The 21,532-nt window shown below is 64.0% G+C and carries 20 protein-coding genes, 2 tRNA genes and 2 rRNA genes; 16 read left to right on the top strand and 8 right to left on the bottom strand.

Features of this window, described 5'->3' with window-relative positions; translation table 11 throughout:
- The first annotated feature begins 337 nt into the window (after positions 1-337).
- From H0193_RS06115 to H0193_RS06100, 4 genes are all read left to right on the top strand, one after another.
- A 23S ribosomal RNA gene (locus H0193_RS06115) occupies positions 338-3,422 on the top strand.
- Between the two features lie 173 nt (positions 3,423-3,595).
- A 5S ribosomal RNA gene (gene rrf, locus H0193_RS06110) occupies positions 3,596-3,713 on the top strand.
- Positions 3,714-4,515: 802 nt separating this feature from the next.
- Positions 4,516-5,304, top strand: coding sequence for an ABC transporter ATP-binding protein (locus H0193_RS06105; RefSeq protein WP_181889010.1), 789 nt, complete (start codon positions 4,516-4,518; stop codon positions 5,302-5,304).
- Positions 5,305-7,833 (top strand): ABC transporter permease, encoded by a 2,529-nt coding sequence (locus tag H0193_RS06100; protein ID WP_181889009.1) that lies wholly within the window; start codon positions 5,305-5,307, stop codon positions 7,831-7,833.
- A gap of 5 nt (positions 7,834-7,838) precedes the next feature.
- Here the strand turns inward: H0193_RS06100 and H0193_RS06095 are convergent, their stop codons facing one another.
- The 5 genes from H0193_RS06095 to H0193_RS06075 are packed head-to-tail and all read right to left on the bottom strand — an operon-like array spanning position 7,839 to position 10,682.
- The gene (locus H0193_RS06095) at positions 7,839-8,192 is read right to left on the bottom strand and encodes a FluC/FEX family fluoride channel (protein ID WP_181889008.1); all 354 of its coding nucleotides are present in this window, start codon (positions 8,190-8,192) and stop codon (positions 7,839-7,841) included.
- Positions 8,185-8,535: a CrcB family protein gene (locus H0193_RS06090; RefSeq protein WP_070473751.1), complete on the bottom strand. Its 351-nt coding sequence runs from the start codon at positions 8,533-8,535 to the stop codon at positions 8,185-8,187. The genes H0193_RS06095 and H0193_RS06090 overlap by 8 nt, the downstream gene beginning before the upstream one ends.
- Positions 8,536-8,553: 18 nt before the next feature.
- A complete protein-coding gene (locus H0193_RS06085; RefSeq protein WP_181889007.1) occupies positions 8,554-8,922 on the bottom strand; it encodes a FluC/FEX family fluoride channel in 369 nt (122 codons plus the stop codon).
- Complete coding sequence (locus tag H0193_RS06080) at positions 8,915-9,253, bottom strand: CrcB family protein (protein ID WP_181889006.1); 339 nt, start codon at positions 9,251-9,253, stop codon at positions 8,915-8,917. Before H0193_RS06080 ends, H0193_RS06085 begins: the two co-directional genes overlap by 8 nt.
- A gap of 10 nt (positions 9,254-9,263) precedes the next feature.
- On the bottom strand, positions 9,264-10,682 hold the full coding sequence (locus H0193_RS06075) for an alanine/glycine:cation symporter family protein (protein ID WP_181889005.1): 1,419 nt from the start codon (positions 10,680-10,682) through the stop codon (positions 9,264-9,266).
- A 109-nt stretch (positions 10,683-10,791) separates the two neighbouring features.
- Here H0193_RS06075 and pgm point away from each other — a divergent pair, with 109 nt between their 5' ends.
- From pgm to H0193_RS06050, 5 genes are all read left to right on the top strand, one after another.
- Entirely contained in the window at positions 10,792-12,417 is a 1,626-nt protein-coding gene (gene pgm / locus H0193_RS06070; protein ID WP_181889004.1) for a phosphoglucomutase (alpha-D-glucose-1,6-bisphosphate-dependent), read from the top strand.
- Between the two features lie 18 nt (positions 12,418-12,435).
- Entirely contained in the window at positions 12,436-12,918 is a 483-nt protein-coding gene (locus H0193_RS06065) for a MauE/DoxX family redox-associated membrane protein (RefSeq protein WP_338026612.1), read from the top strand.
- Positions 12,919-12,977: 59 nt separating this feature from the next.
- Positions 12,978-13,712, top strand: a complete 735-nt coding sequence (locus tag H0193_RS06060) for a thioredoxin domain-containing protein (RefSeq protein ID WP_181889003.1) — start codon at positions 12,978-12,980, stop codon at positions 13,710-13,712.
- Positions 13,713-13,831: 119 nt separating this feature from the next.
- A tRNA-Ala gene (locus H0193_RS06055) sits at positions 13,832-13,904 on the top strand.
- Between the two features lie 41 nt (positions 13,905-13,945).
- Positions 13,946-14,021: transfer RNA gene (locus H0193_RS06050), tRNA-Ala, on the top strand.
- Between the two features lie 50 nt (positions 14,022-14,071).
- On the opposite strand, the gene H0193_RS06045 is transcribed toward H0193_RS06050, so the two are convergent.
- Positions 14,072-14,755: a hypothetical protein gene (locus H0193_RS06045; protein ID WP_181889002.1), complete on the bottom strand. Its 684-nt coding sequence runs from the start codon at positions 14,753-14,755 to the stop codon at positions 14,072-14,074.
- Between the two features lie 49 nt (positions 14,756-14,804).
- Here H0193_RS06045 and H0193_RS06040 point away from each other — a divergent pair, with 49 nt between their 5' ends.
- From H0193_RS06040 to H0193_RS06030, 3 genes are read left to right on the top strand one after another with little or no spacing between them, the layout of a single operon-like run.
- Positions 14,805-15,248, top strand: coding sequence for a methylated-DNA--[protein]-cysteine S-methyltransferase (locus tag H0193_RS06040; protein ID WP_202032095.1), 444 nt, complete (start codon positions 14,805-14,807; stop codon positions 15,246-15,248).
- On the top strand, positions 15,241-16,011 hold the full coding sequence (locus H0193_RS06035) for a fructosamine kinase family protein (protein WP_181889000.1): 771 nt from the start codon (positions 15,241-15,243) through the stop codon (positions 16,009-16,011). The genes H0193_RS06040 and H0193_RS06035 overlap by 8 nt, the downstream gene beginning before the upstream one ends.
- Before the next feature lie 14 nt (positions 16,012-16,025).
- Entirely contained in the window at positions 16,026-16,211 is a 186-nt protein-coding gene (locus H0193_RS06030; protein WP_181888999.1) for a hypothetical protein, read from the top strand.
- On the opposite strand, the gene nadE is transcribed toward H0193_RS06030, so the two are convergent.
- The gene (gene nadE / locus H0193_RS06025) at positions 16,208-17,032 is read right to left on the bottom strand and encodes an ammonia-dependent NAD(+) synthetase (protein ID WP_181888998.1); all 825 of its coding nucleotides are present in this window, start codon (positions 17,030-17,032) and stop codon (positions 16,208-16,210) included. The genes H0193_RS06030 and nadE overlap by 4 nt on opposite strands.
- A 114-nt stretch (positions 17,033-17,146) precedes the next feature.
- On the opposite strand from nadE, the gene ykgO reads away from it, so the two are divergent.
- The 4 genes from ykgO (at position 17,147) to nrdE (ending at position 20,578) form a co-directional block, all read left to right on the top strand.
- Entirely contained in the window at positions 17,147-17,269 is a 123-nt protein-coding gene (ykgO, locus tag H0193_RS06020; RefSeq protein WP_005288826.1) for a type B 50S ribosomal protein L36, read from the top strand.
- 296 nt (positions 17,270-17,565) lie between these two features.
- Positions 17,566-17,796, top strand: a complete 231-nt coding sequence (gene nrdH, locus H0193_RS06015) for a glutaredoxin-like protein NrdH (protein ID WP_070475768.1) — start codon at positions 17,566-17,568, stop codon at positions 17,794-17,796.
- A gap of 84 nt (positions 17,797-17,880) precedes the next feature.
- The gene (gene nrdI / locus H0193_RS06010; RefSeq protein ID WP_181888997.1) at positions 17,881-18,402 is read left to right on the top strand and encodes a class Ib ribonucleoside-diphosphate reductase assembly flavoprotein NrdI; all 522 of its coding nucleotides are present in this window, start codon (positions 17,881-17,883) and stop codon (positions 18,400-18,402) included.
- 10 nt (positions 18,403-18,412) lie between these two features.
- A complete protein-coding gene (gene nrdE / locus H0193_RS06005) occupies positions 18,413-20,578 on the top strand; it encodes a class 1b ribonucleoside-diphosphate reductase subunit alpha (protein ID WP_181888996.1) in 2,166 nt (721 codons plus the stop codon).
- Between the two features lie 113 nt (positions 20,579-20,691).
- Here nrdE and H0193_RS06000 read toward each other — a convergent pair whose 3' ends face one another.
- On the bottom strand, positions 20,692-21,405 hold the full coding sequence (locus H0193_RS06000; RefSeq protein WP_181888995.1) for a FadR/GntR family transcriptional regulator: 714 nt from the start codon (positions 21,403-21,405) through the stop codon (positions 20,692-20,694).
- Positions 21,406-21,532 lie beyond the last annotated feature (127 nt).

Below are 21,532 nucleotides of genomic sequence, written 5' to 3'. Positions count from 1 at the left end.
GTGTGCGACTGCCACGGAAGTATTTTGCCGGGTGGAGACACACCTTCAAGGTCATGGTGGCATCGTCTGGATGGTGGTGCGTCTGGCCTGTGAAGGGTTGTGCTCACATGGTGTTGGTTGGTGGTCACACCGGTTTGCGTGACAAAAGATTATGCGTTGGTGCACTGTTGGGTGTCTGGGGCAGCACAAGGTTGTTCCTGTTGGGCCCTCATGTCGGCTGGCTGCTTGGTTGTGGTTGGTTGTGTGTGGGGGTTGTGTTGTGTGAGAACTGTATAGTGGACGCGAGTATCTTTCTTTTTTGTGTTTTGGTGTTTGTACCTTGATTGTTTGTGTGTCCGTGTGTTTTGTTACGGGCGTATGGTGGATGCCTTGGCATGCTGAGCCGATGAAGGACGTGTGAGGCTGCGTTATGCCTCGGGGAGTTGCCAACAAAGCGTTGATCCGAGGATGTCCGAATGGGGAAACCCAGCACCAGTTGTGTGGTGTTACCCGCAGGTGAATACATAGTCTGTGTGGGGGTTGACGCGGGGAAGTGAAACATCTCAGTACCCGTAGGAGAAGAAAACAATTGTGATTCCGTGTGTAGTGGCGAGCGATAGCGGATGAGGCTAAACCGTGTGCGTGTGATACCTGGCAGGGGTTGCGTGTGCGGTGTTGTGGGGCGCAAATGGTGCAGGCTGTCAACTGCACGCGCAATGCGCACATATCAGCGGAAGCATCTGGGATGGTGCGCCGGAGTAGGTGAAAAGTCCTGTACGTGAAGGTGTGTGTGGTTGTGTGGTTTGTGTTTTCCCCGAGTAGCAGCGGGCTCGTGGAATCTGCTGTGAATCTGCCGGGACCACCCGGTAAGCCTAAATACTCAGTGTGACCGATAGTGAATTAAGTACCGTGAGGGAATGGTGAAAAGTACCCCGGGAGGGGAGTGAAAGAGTTCCTGAAACCATGCGCTTACAATCCGTCAGAGCACTTTTTTGTGTGTGATGGCGTGCCTTTTGAAGAATGAGCCTGCGAGTCAGCGGCATGTCGCGAGGTTAACCCGTTATGTGGGGTAGTCGTAGCGAAAGCGAATCCGAATAGGGTGTTTGTAGTGGCATGTCCTGGACCCGAAGCGGGGTGATCTACCCATGGCCAGTGTGAAGCAGCTGTAAGAGGTTGTGGAGGCGCGAACCCACTTAGGTTGAAAACTGAGGGGATGAGCTGTGGGTAGGGGTGAAAGGCCAATCAAACTCCGTGATAGCTGGTTCTCCCCGAAATGCATTTAGGTGCAGCGTGATGTGAGCTTGCCGGAGGTAGAGCTACTGGTTGGTTGAGCGGGACTATCATCTTAGCGACGTCAGCCAAACTCCGAATACCGGTTTATAGTGGTGCATTGCAGTGAGACTGTGGGGGATAAGCTTCATAGTCGAGAGGGAAACAGCCCAGATCGCCGGTTAAGGCCCCTAAGGGTGTGCTAAGTGGAAAAGGATGTGGGATCGCGAAGACAGCCAGGAGGTTGGCTTAGAAGCAGCCATCCTTGAAAGAGTGCGTAATAGCTCACTGGTCGAGTGGTTCCGCGCCGACAATGTAGTGGGGCTCAAGCACACCGCCGAAGCCGCGGCAAACATTTTTGTTTGGGTAGGGGAGCGTCGTGTGTGGGGTGAAGCCGTACCGGAAGGAGCGGTGGACTGCATGCGAGTGAGAATGCAGGCATGAGTAACGAATGGCAAGTGAGAATCTTGCCCGCCGGATGACTAAGGGTTCCTGGGTCAAGTTCGTCTTCCCAGGGTGAGTCGGGTCCTAAGGCGAGGCCGACAGGCGTAGTCGATGGTTAACGGGTTGATATTCCCGTACCCGTATATGCGCGCCCAGTATCGAAGCGGTGATACTAACCACCCTGACCCGCCGACCGTTGCCATCCTTCGGGATGGTTGGTTGGTGGTGATGCGTGGGGCCTGATCCGTTGTAGGTCAGTGATGGGGTGACGCAGTGAGGTAGCCGAGCCGCTGATTGGATTGCGGTGCAAGCGTGTGGCACGACACCACGGTAAATCCTGGTGTTTTTTGTGTGAGGCGTGATGCGTAGCCCTTGCTTGGGTGATGTTGGTGATCCTGGACTGCCGAGAAAAGCCTCTAGCGATGTGCGTATACGGCCCGTACCCATAACCGACACAGGTGGTCAGGTAGAAAATACTCAGGCGAGCGGGTGAACTGTGGTTAAGGAACTCGGCAAAATGCCCCCGTAACTTCGGGAGAAGGGGGACCCGCACTAGTCAAGCACTTCACGTGCGGCAGCTGGTGTGGGTCGCAGAGAAGAGAGGGGAGCGACTGTTTATCAAAAACACAGGTCCGTGCGAAGACGGTTAAGTTGATGTATACGGACTGACGCCTGCCCGGTGCTGGAAGGTTAAGAGGACCTGTTAGGACGTCATGTCCGAAGCGGAGAATTTAAGCCCCAGTAAACGGCGGTGGTAACTATAACCATCCTAAGGTAGCGAAATTCCTTGTCGGGTAAGTTCCGACCTGCACGAATGGCGTAACGACTCCCCTGCTGTCTCAACCACAGGCCCGGTGAAATTGCAGTACGAGTAAAGATGCTCGTTTCGCGCGGCAGGACGAAAAGACCCCGGGACCTTCACTATAGCTTGGTATTGGCATTCGGTGCGGTTTGTGTAGGATAGGTGGGAGACGTTGATGCATGCACGCTAGTGTGTGTGGAGTCGTTGTTGAAATACCACTCTGACCGTAGTGGATATCTAACCTTGGCCCATGATCTGGGTTGGGGACAGTGCCTGGTGGGTAGTTTAACTGGGGCGGTTGCCTCCCAAAATGTAACGGAGGCGCCCAAAGGTTCCCTCAGCCTGGTTGGCAATCAGGTGTTCAGAGTGTAAGTGCACAAGGGAGCTTGACTGCGAGACTGACTAGTCGAGCAGGGACGAAAGTCGGGACTAGTGATCCGGCCCCTACTTGTGGATGTGGTGTCGATCAACGGATAAAAGGTACCCCGGGGATAAACGGCTGATCTTCCCCAAGAGTCCATATCGACGGGATGGTTTGGCACCTCGATGTCGGCTCGTCGCATCCTGGGGCTGGAGTAGGTCCCAAGGGTTGGGCTGTTCGCCCATTAAAGCGGCACGCGAGCTGGGTTCAGAACGTCGTGAGACAGTTCGGTCTCTATCCGCCGCGCGCGTTGAAACTTGAAGAAGGCTGTCCCTAGTACGAGAGGACCGGGACGGACGTACCTCTAGTGTGCCAGTTGTTCCGCCAGGAGCACGGCTGGTTGGCTACGTACGGAAGGGATAACCGCTGAAAGCATCTAAGCGGGAAGCCTGTTTTAAGATGAGGTTTCATTTGAGGTTCCCAGAAGACGACTGGGTTGAAAGGCCGGACCTGGAAGCACAGCAATGTGTGGAGGCGACCGGAACTAATACACCAATAAACACACTTCGCACACCAATCATGGGTGTGAACACCGCGAAACGAACACAATCAAGAGCACATATGCTCCGCGTCCACTGTGCAGTCACTGACACAACACACCAACACCACATGCGGTGTTGGCCGACAATAATTGCATACACACGCTGAACACTCAGCGCCGTGCAAACCCCATAAGGTGTGTCGGTGGTTGATGGCGGCGGGGAAACGCCCGGTCCCATTCCGAACCCGGAAGCTAAGCCCGCCCGCGCCGATGGTACTGCCCCCGGGAGGGAGTGGGAGAGTAGGTTACCGCCGACCCAACAACTTCACACACAAGCACCCGCCACACAACCGTTTGTGTGGCGGGTGCCTTTTCGTATACCAACGCCTGCTGCCGGCTGCTTGCGGGTGTCCGCATTGCGGACAACCCCACCCCCACCAACAATTGGTGTGCACCCACGGATTGTACGAATCAACACAACACCCCCGCCGACGCAAAACCGACCTGGGGAAACGCAACATCGCCGTCGATTCGTGCACAACCGGTGCCCCGCATGGCCTCCTCGTCGCCCTCTAACGCTTGCGGACTTACGCATTGCGGACAGCCACACCCGCACCCATCATTGGTGCACACCCACGAAACATCCCCGCGGAGACCACATTGCGGACAACACACCGGCACCCATCATTGGCGCCAACCTCCGCATTGCGGACAACGGCGGCGCCGCCAACTATGGGTGGACACCAACGGACCTGCCGTCCGGTAGATGGGGTTTCGCAAAAGCTGACAACACCGATTTGCGACCTGGGGAAACGGTCGCCGGATACCGGCCGTCGTCAACTTCTACGAGACCACCCCCAGGCTGCCGACGCCAATACGGACTTACGCATTGTGGACAACCCCGCACACACCCATCATTGGCCCGCACCCACGAATTGTACAACTCAACGAAACAGCCCCGCCCACCCAAATCCCACCTGGGCAAACGCGGCACCACTGTCGATTCGTGCACAACCGGCACGGCAACCCACTTGCTGGTTCATTGTGCCTGACAATCCGGCCTTGACCATTGGGTGCGTATAGTCCCGAAAGAGTGAACGGATAGGAAGGCGGACCTCAATGGCTGAGAAGGACGAGATCCTTGGGGCAGCACCAGACCCGGCAACACCAGACCCGGCAACCAGGGCCGCGGCCGCCCGGGCGGTAGGCCTGGTCAAGACGTACGGCAAGGGCGACACCGAGGTCAGGGCGCTCGACGGCGTCAATGTGGAGTTCGGCCGCAATGAGTTCACGGCGATTATGGGCCCGTCCGGGTCGGGAAAGTCCACGCTCATGCACGTCATGGCGGGGCTGGACTCCGCCACCACCGGCGAAGCGTACATCGGCGAGACGGACCTGTCCCAGCTCAACGACAAGCAGCTCACGGCGCTGCGGCGCGACCGTCTCGGATTCATCTTCCAGTCCTTCAACTTGGTCCCCACCCTCACGGCCGCGGAGAACATCACGCTGCCCACGAACATCGCGGGCGGCAAGGTGGACCCCCAATGGTTCAACGAGGTCACCGACCGTCTCGGCCTGAGCAAGCGGCTGGATCACCGCCCGGCGGAGCTGTCGGGAGGCCAGCAGCAGCGCGTCGCCTGCGCCCGCGCGCTGGTGAGCCGCCCGGAGCTGATCTTCGGTGACGAGCCCACGGGCAACTTGGACTCCAACGCCTCGAAAGAGGTCCTGGACATTCTCCGTACGGCGGTGGACAAGGACGGGCAGACGGTGGTCATCGTCACGCATGACGCCCGCGCCGCCTCCTACGCCGACCGGGTGGTGTTCCTCCGCGACGGCAACATCGTCGACGAGATGCGTGATCCGGACATGGATGCCATCCTCCGCGTCATGGCTGGCATGGAGGACTAGATGGCCAACACGTTGACGAAGGTGTCGCTGCGCAACGTCGCGGCGCACAAGCTGCGGCTCGCGCTGACGGTGCTTGCGGTGGTGCTGGGCACGGCGTTCCTGTCGGGCGCGCTGATGTTCACGAACATGCTGTCTGCCACGTTCGATTCGGCCGTCGATACGGCGCTGGAAGACGTGGACGCGGTGGTGCGCCCGACCGAGGGCAGCATCGACATGGACACGTTCAACGCCATCGAGGACACCGAGGGTGTCGATCGGGTGAATGTGTTCGTGGATGAACCTGTGGTCGTCGCTAGGCAAGATGAAGTTGCGATTCAGACGCAGCTCGGCACCTCCCGCCTCATGCCTTTCTACAGCGAGGATGAGGCTGTGGGGAGGGCACCTGTGCTTATCGACGGCTCCGCACCCACCGCCACCGGCGACATCGCCGTCAATGCGAACGGCGCGCAGCAGTACGGCATCGAGATGGGCGAGAAGCTCATCGTGGTGGACAAGGACGGGCGCAACGAGTTCACCGTCACGGGGTTGTACGAGGACCCGCTGGCGCAGGAGACGTCGCTGGTGATGCGGGTGGGCGAGCAGGCCTACCTCGACGTGTACCGGGACGGCGCGTCGGTGCCGGCGGTGACGGTGGACGGGGGACAGGGGGTCGTCGATAGGCTGAAGGCGCAGTTCCCTGAGCTGGAGGTGCGCGCGGGCGCGGATGTGGCCGACGAGCTGTCCCAGCAGATCCGCGAGGGCTTGAGCTTTATCAGCTACTTCCTGGTCGCGTTCGGCCTGGTGGGGCTGCTGGTGGGGACCTTCCTCATTGCGAATACGTTCTCCATGATCGTGGCGCAGCGCACCCGCGAGTTCGCGCTGCTGCGCGCGCTGGGGGCGTCGCGCGGTCAGATCACGCGCTCGGTGGCGTTCGAGTCCGCGCTGGTGGGCCTTCTCGGCTCCGCGCTCGGCGTGGCCGGCGGCGTGGGGCTGGTGGCCCTGATCCGGGTGGCGATGGCGCGCTACGGCATGCCGCTGCCGGACGCGGGCACGGGCCTGTCCACCCGCGCGGTGGTGGTGCCGCTGGTGGTGGGCACGCTGGTGACGGTGCTGTCGGCGCTGGCGCCGGCTCGCAAGGCGGGGCAGGTCAAGCCGGTGGAGGCGATGCGCTCCAGCGAGGCCGCCACCCCGCAGCCGCTGCGCTGGCGCACCATCGCGGGACTGATCCTGGTGGCCGTGGGTATCGCGGCAGCGGTGTACGCGATGGGCTGGGACGACGGCGCGACCGGGCGCCGCGCGGGCCTGGTGGGCGTGGCGGCACTGGCCGCGATCACCGGCCTGTTTTTGGCCGGCCCTGCGCTGAGCCTGCCGGTGGTGCCGCCGCTGGGCAGGGTCATCGGGCTGCCGTCCGGGGCGGTGGGCAGGCTCGCGTCCACGAACACGCGCCGCAACCCGCGCCGCACCGCCACCACGGCGTTTGCGCTGATGCTGGGCATCGCGCTGGTGACGGTGATTGGCATGCTGGGTGCGTCGATGAAGCGCTCGGTGGATGATGTCGCCAGCAGCGAGGTGTCCGCGGACTTCGTGCTTTCCGGCCCACAGAACGGGGTGTTCCCGCTGCCGGAGGACCTGCCGGAGCGTCTTAAAGCGGTGGACGGCGCCGGCGAGACGGCCGCCTACACCCAGGCCCCGATCACGGTGGACGGGCAGTTCGGCTACCAGCTCGGCGGCTTCGGTATGACCGACGTGCTGCAGGGCGACCCGGCCGACCTGATCGCGCTGGACATGGTGGAGGGCAGTTCCAGCCTGGACGGCAACACCATCATCGCGCCGGCGCCTTTGGCACAGGAGCACGGCTGGCGCGTCGGCGACACCCTCCCCGTCGCGGGGCCCACCGGCGAGTCGGTGGAGGCGACCCTGGGCGGGACCTTCGAGCCGTCGAATATCTTGCAGTCCTTCGTTGTCTCCGACGAGGCGGCCGTGGCCACCGGCGCGCGGGGGACCGGGCGCGTCCTCATGGTGGGCGTGAACAACGACGGCACGGTGGACAAGGCCCAGCTGCGCGCCAACCTCGAGGAAGAGGTGCGCCACGACATCGTCGTGCAGGTCCGCTCCACCAACGACATGGCGGGCGAGGTCTCCGCCATGATCGACCAGATGCTGTTCATCCTGTACGCGCTGTTGTCGCTGGCGGTGGTGATCGCGGTGCTGGGCATCGTGAACACGCTGACGCTGTCGGTGATTGAGCGCCGCCAAGAGATCGGCATGCTGCGTGCGGTGGGCACGCAGCGCCGCCAGGTCCGCACGATGATCACGCTGGAGTCGGGGCAGATGACGGTCTACGGCGCCATCCTCGGCGTGCTGTTGGGGCTCGGACTGGGCTGGGCGTTCCTCACCGTACTCGAGGCAAAAGGCTTGACGACGATCACCGTCCCGTGGCAGCTCATCCTCACCGTCCTCGTAGGGTCGTTCCTGGTTGGCCTGCTGGCCGGGGTGTGGCCGGCGGGAGGGGCCGCGAAGACGCCGCCGCTGGACGCGATCGCGGAGTAGGGGGCTTACCCGAAGCCGTACACGCCGACCGCCGAGGCGGCGATGGCGGCGAGGGCGGTGCCCACCCCGTATTTCACGGCGAGGACGAACTCGCCGCTTTCGACCATCTCGCCGAGCTGGCGCGCGAGCATGGACAGGGTGGACAACGCCCCGGCAAAGCCGACGCCGATGCCGATGCGCCACACGCCCGGCGCAGCCGCCGCAAACCCGATGACTGCGGCGGCCGAGACGTTCGCCGCGAACGTGGACGCCAGCGTGCTGTGGATCTGGCGCATGAGCAGCCAGCGGGCGAACCCGCCCAGCATGCCGCCGACGAACACAGCCGCAACGCCGATGAGCAGGGGCAGCAGGTCAGCCATGCCGGCGCCCCCGGGTGGCGTCGCCGGCCATCCAGGCCAGGGTGGCCGTGGTGAGGCTGAGCACGATGATGAACCCGGCCCACACCGGGGAATCCGACACCGCGGTCAGGGAGACGGCGGAGAGGGTGGAGAACCCGCCGAGGAAGCCCACGCCCCAGAACGGGCCGGGCTGGAATAGGCCCATGGCGAAGCAGGCGACGAGGTTCACCGCGGAGGTCACGGTCAGCGCGAGCGCTTCGGGCGTGGTGGGGTTGACCCAGATCAGCACGAGGTAGCGTGCGACAGCTCCTAGTCCCGCGCCCAGCGCCACGGAAAGGCCGGTTGTGAGGTCGTTGAACTGCACATTTCCCACTCTAACGCCCTAGCCTGCGAAGGCCCGCAGGCCCCAGCGCATGCCGAACCAGGCGGCGGCGATGCCCAGCACCGCGGTGCGCAGGGCGTAGCGCAGGGCCTGACGGTGCTGCCCGGCGGTGATCAGGTCGCCGAGCTCGCGGGCGAAGGTGGACCAAGTGGACAGCGCGCCGGCGAAGCCTGCGCCGAGCGCGATCTGCCACGCGATTGGGGCGGTGGCGGCGAAGCCGGCGACGGCGCAGGCCACCGTGTTGGCGGCGAAGGTGGCGGCGTGGGCGTTGCCGATCAGCTTCGTTAAGGCGAACCGGGACATGCCGCCGAGCACGCCGCCGGCGAACACCACGGCGAGGGTGAGTGCCAATCCGAGCCAGCTAGCCATGGCGTCGCTCCCGGAGGGTGTGGCCGAGAAGGTAGGAAACTATAGACGTCGCAAAGCTAAGTGCGACGATGACCAGCGCGACGATCGCATCCGACTGCATCGCCGCCACCGAAATCGCGGAGAAGGTGGTGAAGCCGCCGAGGAAGCCCGCGCCCCACAACGGACCCGGCTTGTACAGGCCCATGGCGAAGCAGCCGGCGATGTTGACGGCGAAGGTCAGTGCGAGCGCCGCCGTGGACCCGGGTGCGGCATATAGGAGCACAAGATGCCTGACGACGGCCCCAAGGCCCGCCCCGAGCCCAACCGTGAGTGCTGTCCGGAATGTGTCCACGGCTGCGAGTCTATCGCCAGTCCATCTGCTGGCGTTCCACGAACTCTGCGACCTCCTCCGGGGTCTTCTTCAGGTACGGGTCCCAGGCGAGGTACTCGCGGGTCTCGCGCACCACGATGCCGGACAAAAGCAGCAGGCCGATCAGGTTCGGGATGGCCATCAGCCCGTTGGACAGGTCGGAGAACGTCCACGCCAGCTCCAGCGACGCCACCGCGCCGACAAAGGACAGGGCGGTGAAGAACATGCGGTAGGGGATGGACGCCCAGTCGCCGAACAGCGCCACGATGGCGCGCTCACCGTAGTAGGACCAGCCCAGGATGGTGGAAAAGGCGAAGAAGATCAGGGCGACGGAGACGATCAGGCTGCCCCACTCGCCGGGCAGGGCCGTCTCGAAGGCGGTGGCAGTCATGATGGCGGCCTGGTCGCGGCCCATGTCCCAGGTGCCGGCGGTGACGATGACCAGGCCGGTGATGGTGACCACGAGGATGGTGTCGATGAACGTCTGGGTCATGGACACCAGCGCCTGGCGCGCCGGGTGCTGCGTCTTCGCGGCCGCGGCGGCGATGGCGGCGGAGCCCATGCCGGACTCGTTGGAGAAGATGCCGCGGGCCACACCGAACTGGATGGCCAGCATGATGCCGGAGCCGACGAAGCCGCCGGTGGCGGCGGTGCCGGTGAACGCGTCGGTGAAGATGGTGGCAATGGCTTCCGGCACCCGGTCCGCCATCAGTGCCAGCGCGGTGATGCCGCCGCCGACGTAGATGACGATCATCAGCGGCACGAACGCAGCGGTGATCTTGCCGATGCCCTCGATGCCGCCGAGCACGGCCGCGCCGACCGCGAAGAAGATGATTACGCCGGCGACGTTGGCGCTGATGCCGAAGGCGTCGTGCATGCCCGCAGCGATGGAGTTGCCCTGGGCGAGGTTGCCGATGCCGAAGGATGCGAAGATGGTGAACAGGGTGAACGCCGCGGCCAGCGTCTTGCCGAAGCGGCCGCCGACACCGGTGCGCAGGTACTCGTGCGGCCCGCCCTGCTGCTTGCCCTTCTTGTCGGTGGTGCGGAAGCGCACGCCCAGGTAGGCCTCGGAGTACTTCGAGGCCATGCCGACGATGCCGGTGAGCCAGATCCAGAACAGCGCGCCGGGCCCGCCGATGGAGATCGCGGTGGCCACGCCGACGATGTTGCCGGTGCCCACCGTTGCGGCCAGGGCGGTGGTCAGCGCCTGGTAGTTGGAGATGTCGCCGGCGCCTTCCTCGGGCTTGTCCACGAACGCGTGGCGTGTGGCGCGGCCGAGGGTGCGGAACTGGATGCCGCGCAGGCGGATGGTCAGGAACAGGCCGGTGCCCAGCAGCAGGGGGATGAGCAGGAACGGTCCCCAGACGAAGGTGGAGATAGCACTGAGGATGTCGTTCAAGGTGTCAGCCATGCCGAGTAGTAAAACATACGGCGCGGTGAATAATATATAGGTGGCGGGAAATACATTCACGGGCAATGATGGTGGGAAGGACTCTGCCTGAGACACAAGGAGCATTCCCATGGCACACGAACGCGCCGGCCAGCCCGCCCGCGAGGACGACCTCATCGACATCGCCGAGGTGGTCACCGCCTACTACACCCGCGACATCGACCCGGACAACCCGGACCAGCAGGTCGCGTTCGGCACCTCCGGACACCGCGGTTCCTCCCTGGACAACGCGTTCAACGAGGCGCACATCCTGGCCACCACGCAGGCGATCGTGGACTACCGCCGCGGCGAGGGCATCGACGGTCCGGTCTACATCGGCCGCGACACCCACGCCCTGTCCGAGCCGGCGATGGTTTCCGCGCTCGAGGTGCTCATCGCAGGCGGGGTGCAAGTGCTTGTCGACGCCTCCGGCCGCTACACGCCCACCCCAGCCGTCTCCCACGCAATCCTGACCCACAAAGGCGGCAAGGCCGACGGCATCGTGGTCACCCCGTCGCACAACCCGCCGCGCGACGGCGGCTTCAAGTACAACCCGCCCACCGGAGGCCCCGCCCCGGCGGAGGCCACAGACTGGATTGCCAAGCGCGCCAACGAGTACATCGCCGCAGGCCTTGACGGCGTGAAGCGCACCCCCGTCAGCGGCGTGCTGGACGAGCGCGCTGGGAAGTTCGACTACCTCGACCACTACGTTGCCGACCTGGGCAATGTGGTGGACATGGACGCGATCAAGGCGTCCGGCCTACACATCGGCGCCGACCCGATGGGCGGGGCGAGCGTGGACTACTGGGGTGCCATCGGCGAGCGTTACGGGCTGAACCTCGAGGTGGTCACCCCGCACGTCGACGCCACCTGGCGGTTCATGACCCTGGACACCGACGGCAAGATCCGCATGGATTGCTCCAGCCCCAACTCCATGGCATCGCTGGTGCACAACCGCGACAAGTTCGACCTGGCCACCGGCAACGACGCGGACGCGGACCGCCACGGCATCGTCACCCCCGACGCTGGCCTGATGAACCCGAACCACTACCTGGCCGTGGCCATCGAGTACCTGTTCAGCCACCGCGACGGCTGGGCTGACAGCACCGCGGTGGGCAAGACCCTGGTGTCGTCCTCCATGATCGACCGCGTCGTCGCATCGCTCGGCCGCGAGCTGGTGGAGGTGCCCGTCGGCTTCAAGTGGTTCGTGCCAGGGCTCATCGACGGCACGATCGGCTTCGGCGGCGAAGAATCCGCAGGTGCCTCGTTCTTGCGCAAAGACGGCACCGTCTGGTCCACCGACAAGGACGGGCTGATCATGGACCTGCTTGCCGCGGAGATCACCGCCGTGACCGGCAAGACCCCCTCCGCGCGCTACGCGGAGCTCGAGGCCGAGTACGGATCCCCGGCCTACGCGCGTATCGACGCCCCGGCCGGCCGCGAGGAGAAAGCCAAGCTCAAGGCGCTTTCGGCTGACCAGGTGTCGGCGGATACGTTGGCGGGCGAAGCTATCGTCGCAAAGCTGACTGATGCTCCTGGCAACGGCGCCGCCATCGGCGGGCTGAAGGTGACCACCGAAAACGCGTGGTTCGCCGCGCGCCCGTCTGGCACCGAGGACAAGTACAAGATCTACGCCGAATCATTCAAGGGCGACGCGCACTTGCAGCAGGTGCAAGAGGAAGCGCAGGCGCTCGTTTCTGAAGTTTTGGGCGACTAATGGAGTAACGTACGACCTGTGAGCACAACGACAACCCCCGCGCCCGAGCGCAACACGAAGACGCTGGTGCTGGACGTACTGTCCGCACTCGCGCGGTTTTACATGGCGTACGTGTGGCTGGACGCCGGCATCGCGAAACTCGGCGTCCCCCTCGACGTGACCAAGACCATCGAGGCCTACGAAATCTTTACCCCCGACTGGTCTTACCTGCTGGCCCACATCATCGGCCCACTTGAGGTGGCCGGCGGCCTGCTGCTGCTTCTGGGCATCAAGCTGCGCTGGTCCGGCAAGGTGTCCATCATCGTGCTGACGCTGTTCATCATCGGCATGCTGTCCGCCTGGCAGCGCGGCCTGGTCATCGACTGCGGCTGCTTCGACCCGTCCGCGGCGGGGGAGGGCGAGACCAACCTGCTTGTTACCGTCGCGCGCGACGTGGCCTACATCGCCATTACCGGCTTCATGATGTGGCGTCCGTTTAAGAAGTTCGCTATCTCCCCCTAAATTTGTGGGGGAAAATCTGTACCCGCCATGCCGCCAGGCACGCACAACAGGAGATAACTGTGACCACACGCAAAGTGGAAAACCCGAACAAGAAGGGCAACACCGCCTTCATCTGGGCAGTCCTCGCCGTACTCGCTATCGCCCTTGTGGTGATCGGCTTGATCGTCTTCAACGGCCGCGAAAACCGCAGCGCCGCCATCAAGGAGGGGATGATCGACGTCGAAGGCATCAACGTCGCCTGGAACGAGGATGAAGACATCATCCACCTCACCGGCAGCAACGCCGACGCCAAGACCGCCGAGCTGTTCGAGGACTTCTCCTGCACCCACTGTGCGGACCTGCACATCGCCAGCGACGAAGCGATGATTGAGAAGCTCAAGGCTGGCGAGATCAACGTGGACCTGCGCCCGATGACCGCCCTGGACAAGGGCGAGGAGGGCCACTCCACCAAGGCGCTCGCCGCAGAGCTTGCGCTGTTCGCCAACGGCGATCTGGCCCAGGCGTTCACCATCCGCGACTACCTGTTCCAGAACCAGCAGACCGTGTACAACAAGTACGACAACGACGGTTTCGCGGACATGGCTAAGGACTACGAGGCTTCCGACGCGGCAATCCAGGACATCCGCGACGGCAAGTTCATCGAGACCGCCAAGCGTATGGGTGCAGACAACATGAAGTACCAGGAGGACAACACCGGCGAGGCGTGGACCCCGCGCGTCCTGGTCGACGGCAAGGACATCGAGGACATCGAGGGCAAGCGCGACGACTGGCCGCAGACCCTGTCCCAGATGTAAAACGCGTTCCGCGAGCGTTTTCACCGCCTCACTCCGGTCCCGGGGTGGGGCGGTTTCACGTTCCCGCTGGGGATTTGGAGGCCCGCGCGCCCGGCTGTATATTTACGTGAGTTATCCAAGGGGCTATGGCGCAGTTGGTAGCGCACCACACTGGCAGTGTGGGGGTCACGGGTTCGAATCCCGTTAGCTCCACTCCACAACTACATATTCCTACGGTGGCACAGCTGCCATACGGGGCTATGGCGCAGTTGGTAGCGCACCACACTGGCAGTGTGGGGGTCACGGGTTCGAATCCCGTTAGCTCCACCAAAAGCAAAACTGCCCGGCTGTTCGGCCGGGCAGTTTTTTGTTTGTATGCGTTACTGGGCGGCTTGGCGCATGCCTTCGAAGTAGGTGTTGCCGTCAGCGCCGGTGTAGCAGGCGTGCGAATCGACGGGCCACACGTCGCGCGCCTGCTCGCACGTGAACAGGCTGCCGTAGGGGCCCAAGGTGGCCCACTCCATGGCCGGCGGGCCGGAGGGTTGCTGGGGTGCTTGCTGCTGGGGCGCGGGTTCGGGGGCTTGTTGCTGTTGCTGCTGTTGTTGGTTCGCCGCCTCACGCTCGGCCGCGCGCTGTGCTTCCGCCTCGCGCTCAGCCGCTTCTCGTTCGGCGGCCTCGCGTTCCGCTGCCTTGCGTTCCGCTTCGCGCTCGGCTTCCGCGGACTTCGACGCTGCGGCTGCAGAGGATGAGGCAGCCGCAGCAGACGAAGACGCTGCCGCCGCGGATGACGAGGCGGCGGCCTCCTTCTCCTCGGCTTCCTTGTCCAGCCGCTTGAGGGCGGCGTCGAGCTCCTCGCGGTCGATGACGCCGTCGCCGTCCGCGTCGTCCGACGCGTCGAGCTTGTGGCTGAGCTCGCGCATGTCGGATTCGCAGCCGTCGTCGCCGTCGCACACCGCAGAGGCGATGGCGGGGCTGGTGCCGGCGATGGTGTCGGATGAGCTGCCGCAGGCGGCCAAGGTCAGGGCCGCGGCGCAGGCGAGGGCGGTTGTGAGTCTCCTGTGCATGGCCAGAATTTTAGCGCAATTGCCGGCGCGGGGAGCTACTCTGAGCTGCATGTTTACCTCACCGATCGGGCCGTTGCGCTTCGCCGCGAGCGGGCGCGGCGTCACCCGCGTGTGCTTCGAGGGGGAGCCGCTGCTTGACGACGCCCTTTCGGTGAGCCCCCTGGTCACCCAAGAACTGACCGAGTACTTCGCTGGCACGCGCCGGGAATTCACTGTCCCGCTGGACTTGTCAGGCGTGACTGAGTTCCGGGCGGCGGTGCTACGGGAGCTGGCGAAGGTCCCGTTCGGGGAGACCACCACGTATGCGCAGCTCGCCCGCGCGGTGGGCAACCCCAAAGCGGTGCGGGCGGTGGGCAGCGCGTGCGCGACCAACCCGCTGCCGCTGTTCATCCCGTGCCACCGGGTGCTGCGCTCCGACGGCCAACTTGGCGGTTACCGTGGCGGGGTAGAGGCAAAACGTTTCCTACTGCGAATGGAGGGCATCGATGTCTGACTCGTTTGTGAAGTACGGCAGCGCGCCGGGAGCGGCAGCCGCGGAGGCCGCGTACCTGCGCTGGCTGCGGGAGGGCTCCGCCGCGGTGGTGGAGGTGCTCGCACTCGACGAGGACGCGAACACGCTGACCATCGAGAAGGTGGATTCGGCCCGCCCGACCGTGGACGCCGCCCGCGAGGCCGGGCGGGAGCTGGCCGCCATCCACGCCATGGGCGCCGCCGCGTTCGGCGCGCCCGCGGACGGGTGGGACGGCCCCAACTTCATCGGCACCCGCCAGCAGGCGTGCGAGCCCACCGAACGCTGGGCCGAGTTCTACGTGCAGCAGCGCGTGCTGCCATTCGCCGAGAAGGCGCTTAAAGCGGGGAATCTCGGGGGCGGCGGCATGGACGTCGTTAAGCAAGCATGCGATGCGCTACTCGAAGCGGACGAGGACGCCCCACTGGCGCGCATCCACGGCGACCTGTGGGCGGGCAACCTGCTGTTCGGGTCGGAGGGCCCGCGGTTCATTGACCCGGCGGCGCACGGCGGGCACCCGCTGACCGACATCGCGATGCTCGAGCTGTTCGGCGCCCCGTACTTCAACGCGATCGTGGACGGGTATGTGGATGCCGGCGGCGAGCTGGGCCGCGACTGGCAGCGGCGCATCGCGGTGCACCAGCTGCACCCGCTGGCCGTGCACGCGTGGACGCACGGACCGTCCTACGGCTCCGCGCTCGTGCGCGCGGCGGAGGAGACCCTGCGCGTGGTAGACAGTAGGCAATAAAGGAGGAGATTCAGATGGGGAATGCAGAAAATTCGCTAGACAGGCTCGAGGAACTCGGGCTCCTGGAGCAGAGGGGCAAACCCTTCGAAGTGACCTGGGAACCCATCCAACTCGACTTCACTCTGGAGGATTGGCTCGAGGAGGAGCGCGGTGAGGACTGCCTGGTACGAGTGATGGCGGAGCTCCGCGACCTGCTCTAGCGCCACCAGGTGTCGTTCGGGCCCGGCGGCAGGTGGCGCTTGTGCTGGCCGATGCGCCACAGGTGCTCGAGGTGCTCGGCGGCCTCTTGCGGGATCTGCTTGCCCTCCAGGTAGTCGTCGATGTGGGCGTAGGTGATGCCGAGCGCGTCTTCGTCGGGAAGCGCGGGGCGGTCTTCCTCCAGGTCCGCGGTGGGGACCTTCTCCCACAGGCGGGGATCCGCGTCCAGGTGGCCCAGCAGCGCCGCGCCCTGGCGCTTGTTCAGCCCGGCCAGCGGAACGAGGTCCGCGGCGCCGTCGCCGTGTTTGGTGAAGAACCCGGTGACGTTCTCCGCCGCGTGGTCCGTGCCCACCACCAGCAGGCCGCGCTCGCCGGCGATGGCGTACTGGGCGATCATGCGCATGCGCGCCTTGACGTTGCCCTTGTTGAAGTCGCCGAGACTGCCCGTTTCTAGCGCCTCCGCCACAGCACCCGCCATGGCGGTGGTGGCTGGCTCAATGTCCACCGTGACCGTCTCGTCGGGCTGGATGAACTGCAGGGCCAGCTGCGCGTCGTCCTCGTCGGCCTGCACGCCGTGGGGCAGCCGCACCGCCACGAACTTCGCGTCGTTGCCGTCCGCGCGGCGCTGCTCCACCGCCAGCTGCGCCAGGCGCCCGGCGAGCGTGGAGTCCTGCCCGCCGGAGATGCCCAGCACGTATCCCTTCGCGCCGGTGGCGTCCAGGTAGTCCACCAGGAACTGCACGCGCCGGGTGATTTCGGTGTCCGGGTCGATGGTCGGTGCCACGCCGAGGGCGGCGATGATGTCTGACTGCATGGCGCTCATGGTAGGAGGTTTTGATTCAGCGCGTCCGATGTGTAACATTTACCCCCGTGTTGCGACCCGGCAGCCCGCCGTTGGTCGCTAATTGCAGGTAATCCGAGCAGAAAGGAGCGCCCGATGAAGGTCCGCAAGTCGCTTCGGTCGCTGAAGAACAAGCCGGGCGCCCAGGTTGTGCGTCGCCACGGCAAGGTTTACGTGATCAACAAGAAGGATCCCCGTTTCAAGGCTCGCCAGGGCTAAGCGCGAATCCTGCCCCGTCACCGTTTGGTGGCGGGGCTTTTTGCTGTAATTTTCCGCCAAATTACACCCGTGGGAGCAGATGGCCGTCCATGTTTTAACTACATGTAGGTGATTTGCTGGCCCTATCCTGGGAATACCACCCGTGTAACTACTACATGTAGTAGCAGTTGCCGAAGTTTCCCCCAAGGTATAGTGTCTCTTGGTGTTGCCCCGGGGGATCCGGGGAAGCGAGAAAACCCCGTCGATTCCCTGTCGAATCCCAGTCGAAGACCCGCACAGAAAGAGCCTGAAGAACTATGTCGATCACCGTTTACAGCAAGCCGGCCTGCATGCAGTGCAAGGCAACCGAGAAGGCCCTGACCAAGGCTGGCCTTGAGTTCACCACGGTCGACATCTCCATGGACGAGGAGGCCCGCGACTACGTCATGGCCCTCGGCTACGTGCAGGCGCCGGTCGTGGAGGCGAACGGCGAGCACTGGTCCGGCTTCCGCCCGGACCGCATCAAGGGCCTCGCAGCGGCTGCCTAACTCGGCGGTCCACCCCGCCGCAGCGCGGGGATAGGGCGGGCGGCGCCGAACAACTAAAACTCAACACGAAGAAAGGCGGCGGCCATGCTGGTGGTCTACTTCTCTTCCGCGACGGAAAACACGAAGCGGTTTGTGGAGAAGCTCGGCCTCCCGTCCCAGCGCATCCCGTTGCGCAGGAGCGACCCGGAACTCACCGTCGACGAGCCGTACGTGCTCATCTGCCCCACATACGGCGGCGGGGCGAGTGTGAGCGGCGGCAACTCGCGGCCGGTGCCGGGGCAAGTGATCCGCTTCCTCAACAACGAAGGCAACCGGAGCCTGATCCGGGGTGTCATCGCCGCCGGCAATTCCAACTTCGGGGCAGATTACTGCCTTGCCGGGAAGGTTATCGCCGACAAGTGTAAGGTCCCGTACTTGTACCGGTTCGAGCTCATGGGCTTGGCCGAGGACGTTGCGCACGTGCGCCGCCAACTGGTCCAGAACGCTGGAAGGTTGGGGCTGCGTGGGGGACCGGAGGTCGTCGATAGGCAAGATGCTCCGGACGAATCCGAGCGCTTGGCAAAACTGCGTGAAAAATACGCCGGTAAATACTCAAGAACACGATGAAGGACGCGATGTGACTACCCAGACTGTCGGTAAGAATGTCCCGGAGCCGGTCAATACAAGCGACCAGCTGGATTACCACGCGCTCAACGCGCTTTTGAACCTCTACGACGAAAACGGCCAGATCCAGTTTGACAAGGACCGCGAGGCCGCCAACCAGTTCTTCCTCCAGCACGTCAACCAGAACACCGTCTACTTCCACGACCTGGAAGAAAAGATCGACTACCTGGTCACCAACAAGTACTACGAGCCGGACACCATTGAGAAGTACGACTGGACCTTTATTAAGGACACGTTCAAGCGCGCGTACTCCTACAAGTTCCGCTTCAAGTCCTTCCTCGGCGCGTACAAGTACTACACCTCCTACACGCTGAAAACCTTCGACGGACGCCGCTACCTCGAGCGCTTCGAAGACCGCGTGGCCATGACGGCGCTCTTCCTCGCCGACGGCAATGAGGAACTCGCATTCGCGCTCGTGGACGAAATCATGACCGGCCGCTTCCAGCCAGCCACCCCGACGTTCTTGAACGCCGGAAAGGCGCAGCGCGGCGAACTGGTGTCCTGCTTCCTGCTGCGCATCGAGGACAACATGGAGTCCATCGGCCGCGCCATCAACTCCTCGCTGCAGCTGTCCAAGCGCGGCGGCGGCGTGGCGCTGCTGCTTTCCAACATCCGTGAATCCGGCGCGCCGATCAAGCACATCGAGAACCAGTCCTCCGGCGTCATCCCCGTGATGAAGCTTTTGGAAGACTCCTTCTCCTACGCCAACCAGCTCGGCGCGCGCCAGGGCGCCGGTGCGGTGTACCTCAACGCACACCACCCGGACATCATGCGCTTCTTGGACACCAAGCGCGAGAACGCGGACGAGAAGATCCGCATCAAGACCCTCTCGCTCGGCATCGTCATCCCGGACATCACCTTCGAGCTGGCCAAGCGCAACGACGACATGTACCTGTTCTCCCCGTACGACGTCGAGCGCGTCTACGGCGTGCCGTTCGCGGACATCTCCGTGACCGAGAAGTACGAGGAGATGGTGGAGGACCCGCGCATCCGCAAGTCCAAGATCTCCGCGCGCGCGTTCTTCCAGACCATCGCCGAGATCCAGTTCGAGTCCGGCTACCCGTACATCATGTTCGAGGACACGGCCAACCGCGCGAACCCGGTGAAGACCGGCCGCATCAACATGTCCAACCTGTGCTCGGAGATCCTCCAGGTCAACTCGCCGTCCGTGCTCAACGACGACCTGACCTACGCCGAGACCGGCCACGACATCTCCTGCAACCTCGGCTCGCTGAACATCGCGATGGCCATGGACTCCGACAACTTCGCCCGCACCGTCGAGTCCGCCATCCGCGCGCTGACCGCCGTGGCGGACAAGACCTCCATCGACTCCGTGCCGCCGGTGCGCGACGGCAACGACGCCTCCCACGCCATCGGCCTGGGACAGATGAACCTGCACGGCTACCTCGGCCGCGAGCACATCGAGTACGGCTCCGAGGAAGGCCTGGACTTCACCAACGCCTACTTCGCCGCCGTGATGTACCAGTGCCTGCGCGCCTCCCACAAGATCGCCGTGGAGAAGGGCATCGCGTTCGCGGACTTTGCCAAGTCCGAGTACGCCACCGGCGAGTTCTTCGATCGCTACGACCCGGCGGACTTCCAGCCGAAGACCGACAAGGTCAAGGAGCTGTTTGCCAACTCCGACATCGCCGTGCCGACGGCCGAGGAGTGGGCGCAGTTGAAGGAGGACGTCGCCCGCGACGGCATTTACAACCGCTACCTGCAGGCGGTGCCGCCGACCGGCTCGATCTCCTACATCAACAACTCCACGTCCTCGATCCACCCGATCGCCTCCAAGATTGAGATCCGCAAGGAAGGCAAGATCGGCCGCGTCTACTACCCGGCGCCGCACATGGACAACGAGAACATCGACTACTTCAAGGACGCCTACGAGATCGGCTACGAGAAGATCATCGACACTTACGCGGTGGCCACGAAGTACGTCGACCAGGGCCTGTCGTTGACGCTGTTCTTCAAGGACACGGTGACCACCCGCGACATCAACCGCGCGCAGATCTACGCGTGGAAGAAGGGTGTCAAGACCCTGTACTACATCCGCCTGCGCCAGATGGCGCTGGAAGGCACCGAGATCGAGGGCTGCGTCTCCTGCATGCTGTAGGTGCTGTGGCCAGCGTGGCTGGCCAGCGTAGATGAGCGGCCGGCCCCGCTCCGTGCGAGAAAGTTCACTCACGCGGGCCAGCCGCGTGAACTTTCCTGCATCATCCCACGCGCCTACATCTCCATGAAGTCGTTGACGCCGCGGAGGAGGCGTCGAGAAGCATCTTCTGCTGCATCCGCGTCGCCGGAGGAAATGGCCTGTGCGAGATCCACGTGGATCTGCATGGTGTCCACGTGCGGGTCGTCCGGCATGATGCCGTAGAGCGCGCGGCCGGACATGATGTCCATGATCGGCGGGGTCAGCGCCACGAACATCTCGTTGCCGGACGCCTCGAGCATCAGGCCGTGGAACTCCAGGTCCGCTTCCTGGAACGCCTCGGAATTGCCGGCGTCTTGCCCTGCCAGCTCCACAATCTGGTCCGCCAGCTGGCACAGCCGGCGCGCCTGCTCGCGGGACGCGTTGGTGGCGGCTAGGCGGGCGGCGGCAGGCTCGATGGCGTCGCGAAGCTCCCGCAGCGACGCCAACTGCGCCGGACGTTGCTCCTCGCTGCGCAGCCGCCAGGAAATGATGGAGTGGTCGAAGACGTTCCACTCGCTTTGCGGCAGCACTTTCAAACCCACGCGGCGCGAGGAGGAGACCAACCCCAGTTGCTCCAGTGCGCGCATCGCCTCACGTGCCACGGTGCGGGAGATGCCGAAGCGCTCCGACAGGTCGTGGAGCGTGAACGTGTGCCCCTCCGGCTGCCGGCCCGAGACGATGTCTTCGCCGAGCGTGTCCAGAATCGAGGAAAGCAGGGGTTGAGAGGACCGATGACCGCTTGTAGTCACGGCGCGACCTCCTTTAAAAGATGATGTATTGCAGCAATCTGCGAGTAGTTTATGTCATGCGGACAGAGCATTAATGCATTGCGTGTGGGCAGTCCGCGCACGGGGAGCAGGACGTCGCCCGAGCCGG

The sequence above is a fragment of the Corynebacterium haematomassiliense genome (assembly GCF_013978595.1).
GTDB lineage: Bacteria > Actinomycetota > Actinomycetes > Mycobacteriales > Mycobacteriaceae > Corynebacterium > Corynebacterium lehmanniae.
Note: the sequence above shows the minus strand (reverse complement) of the source record. Positions and strands in the feature narration are given on the sequence as shown.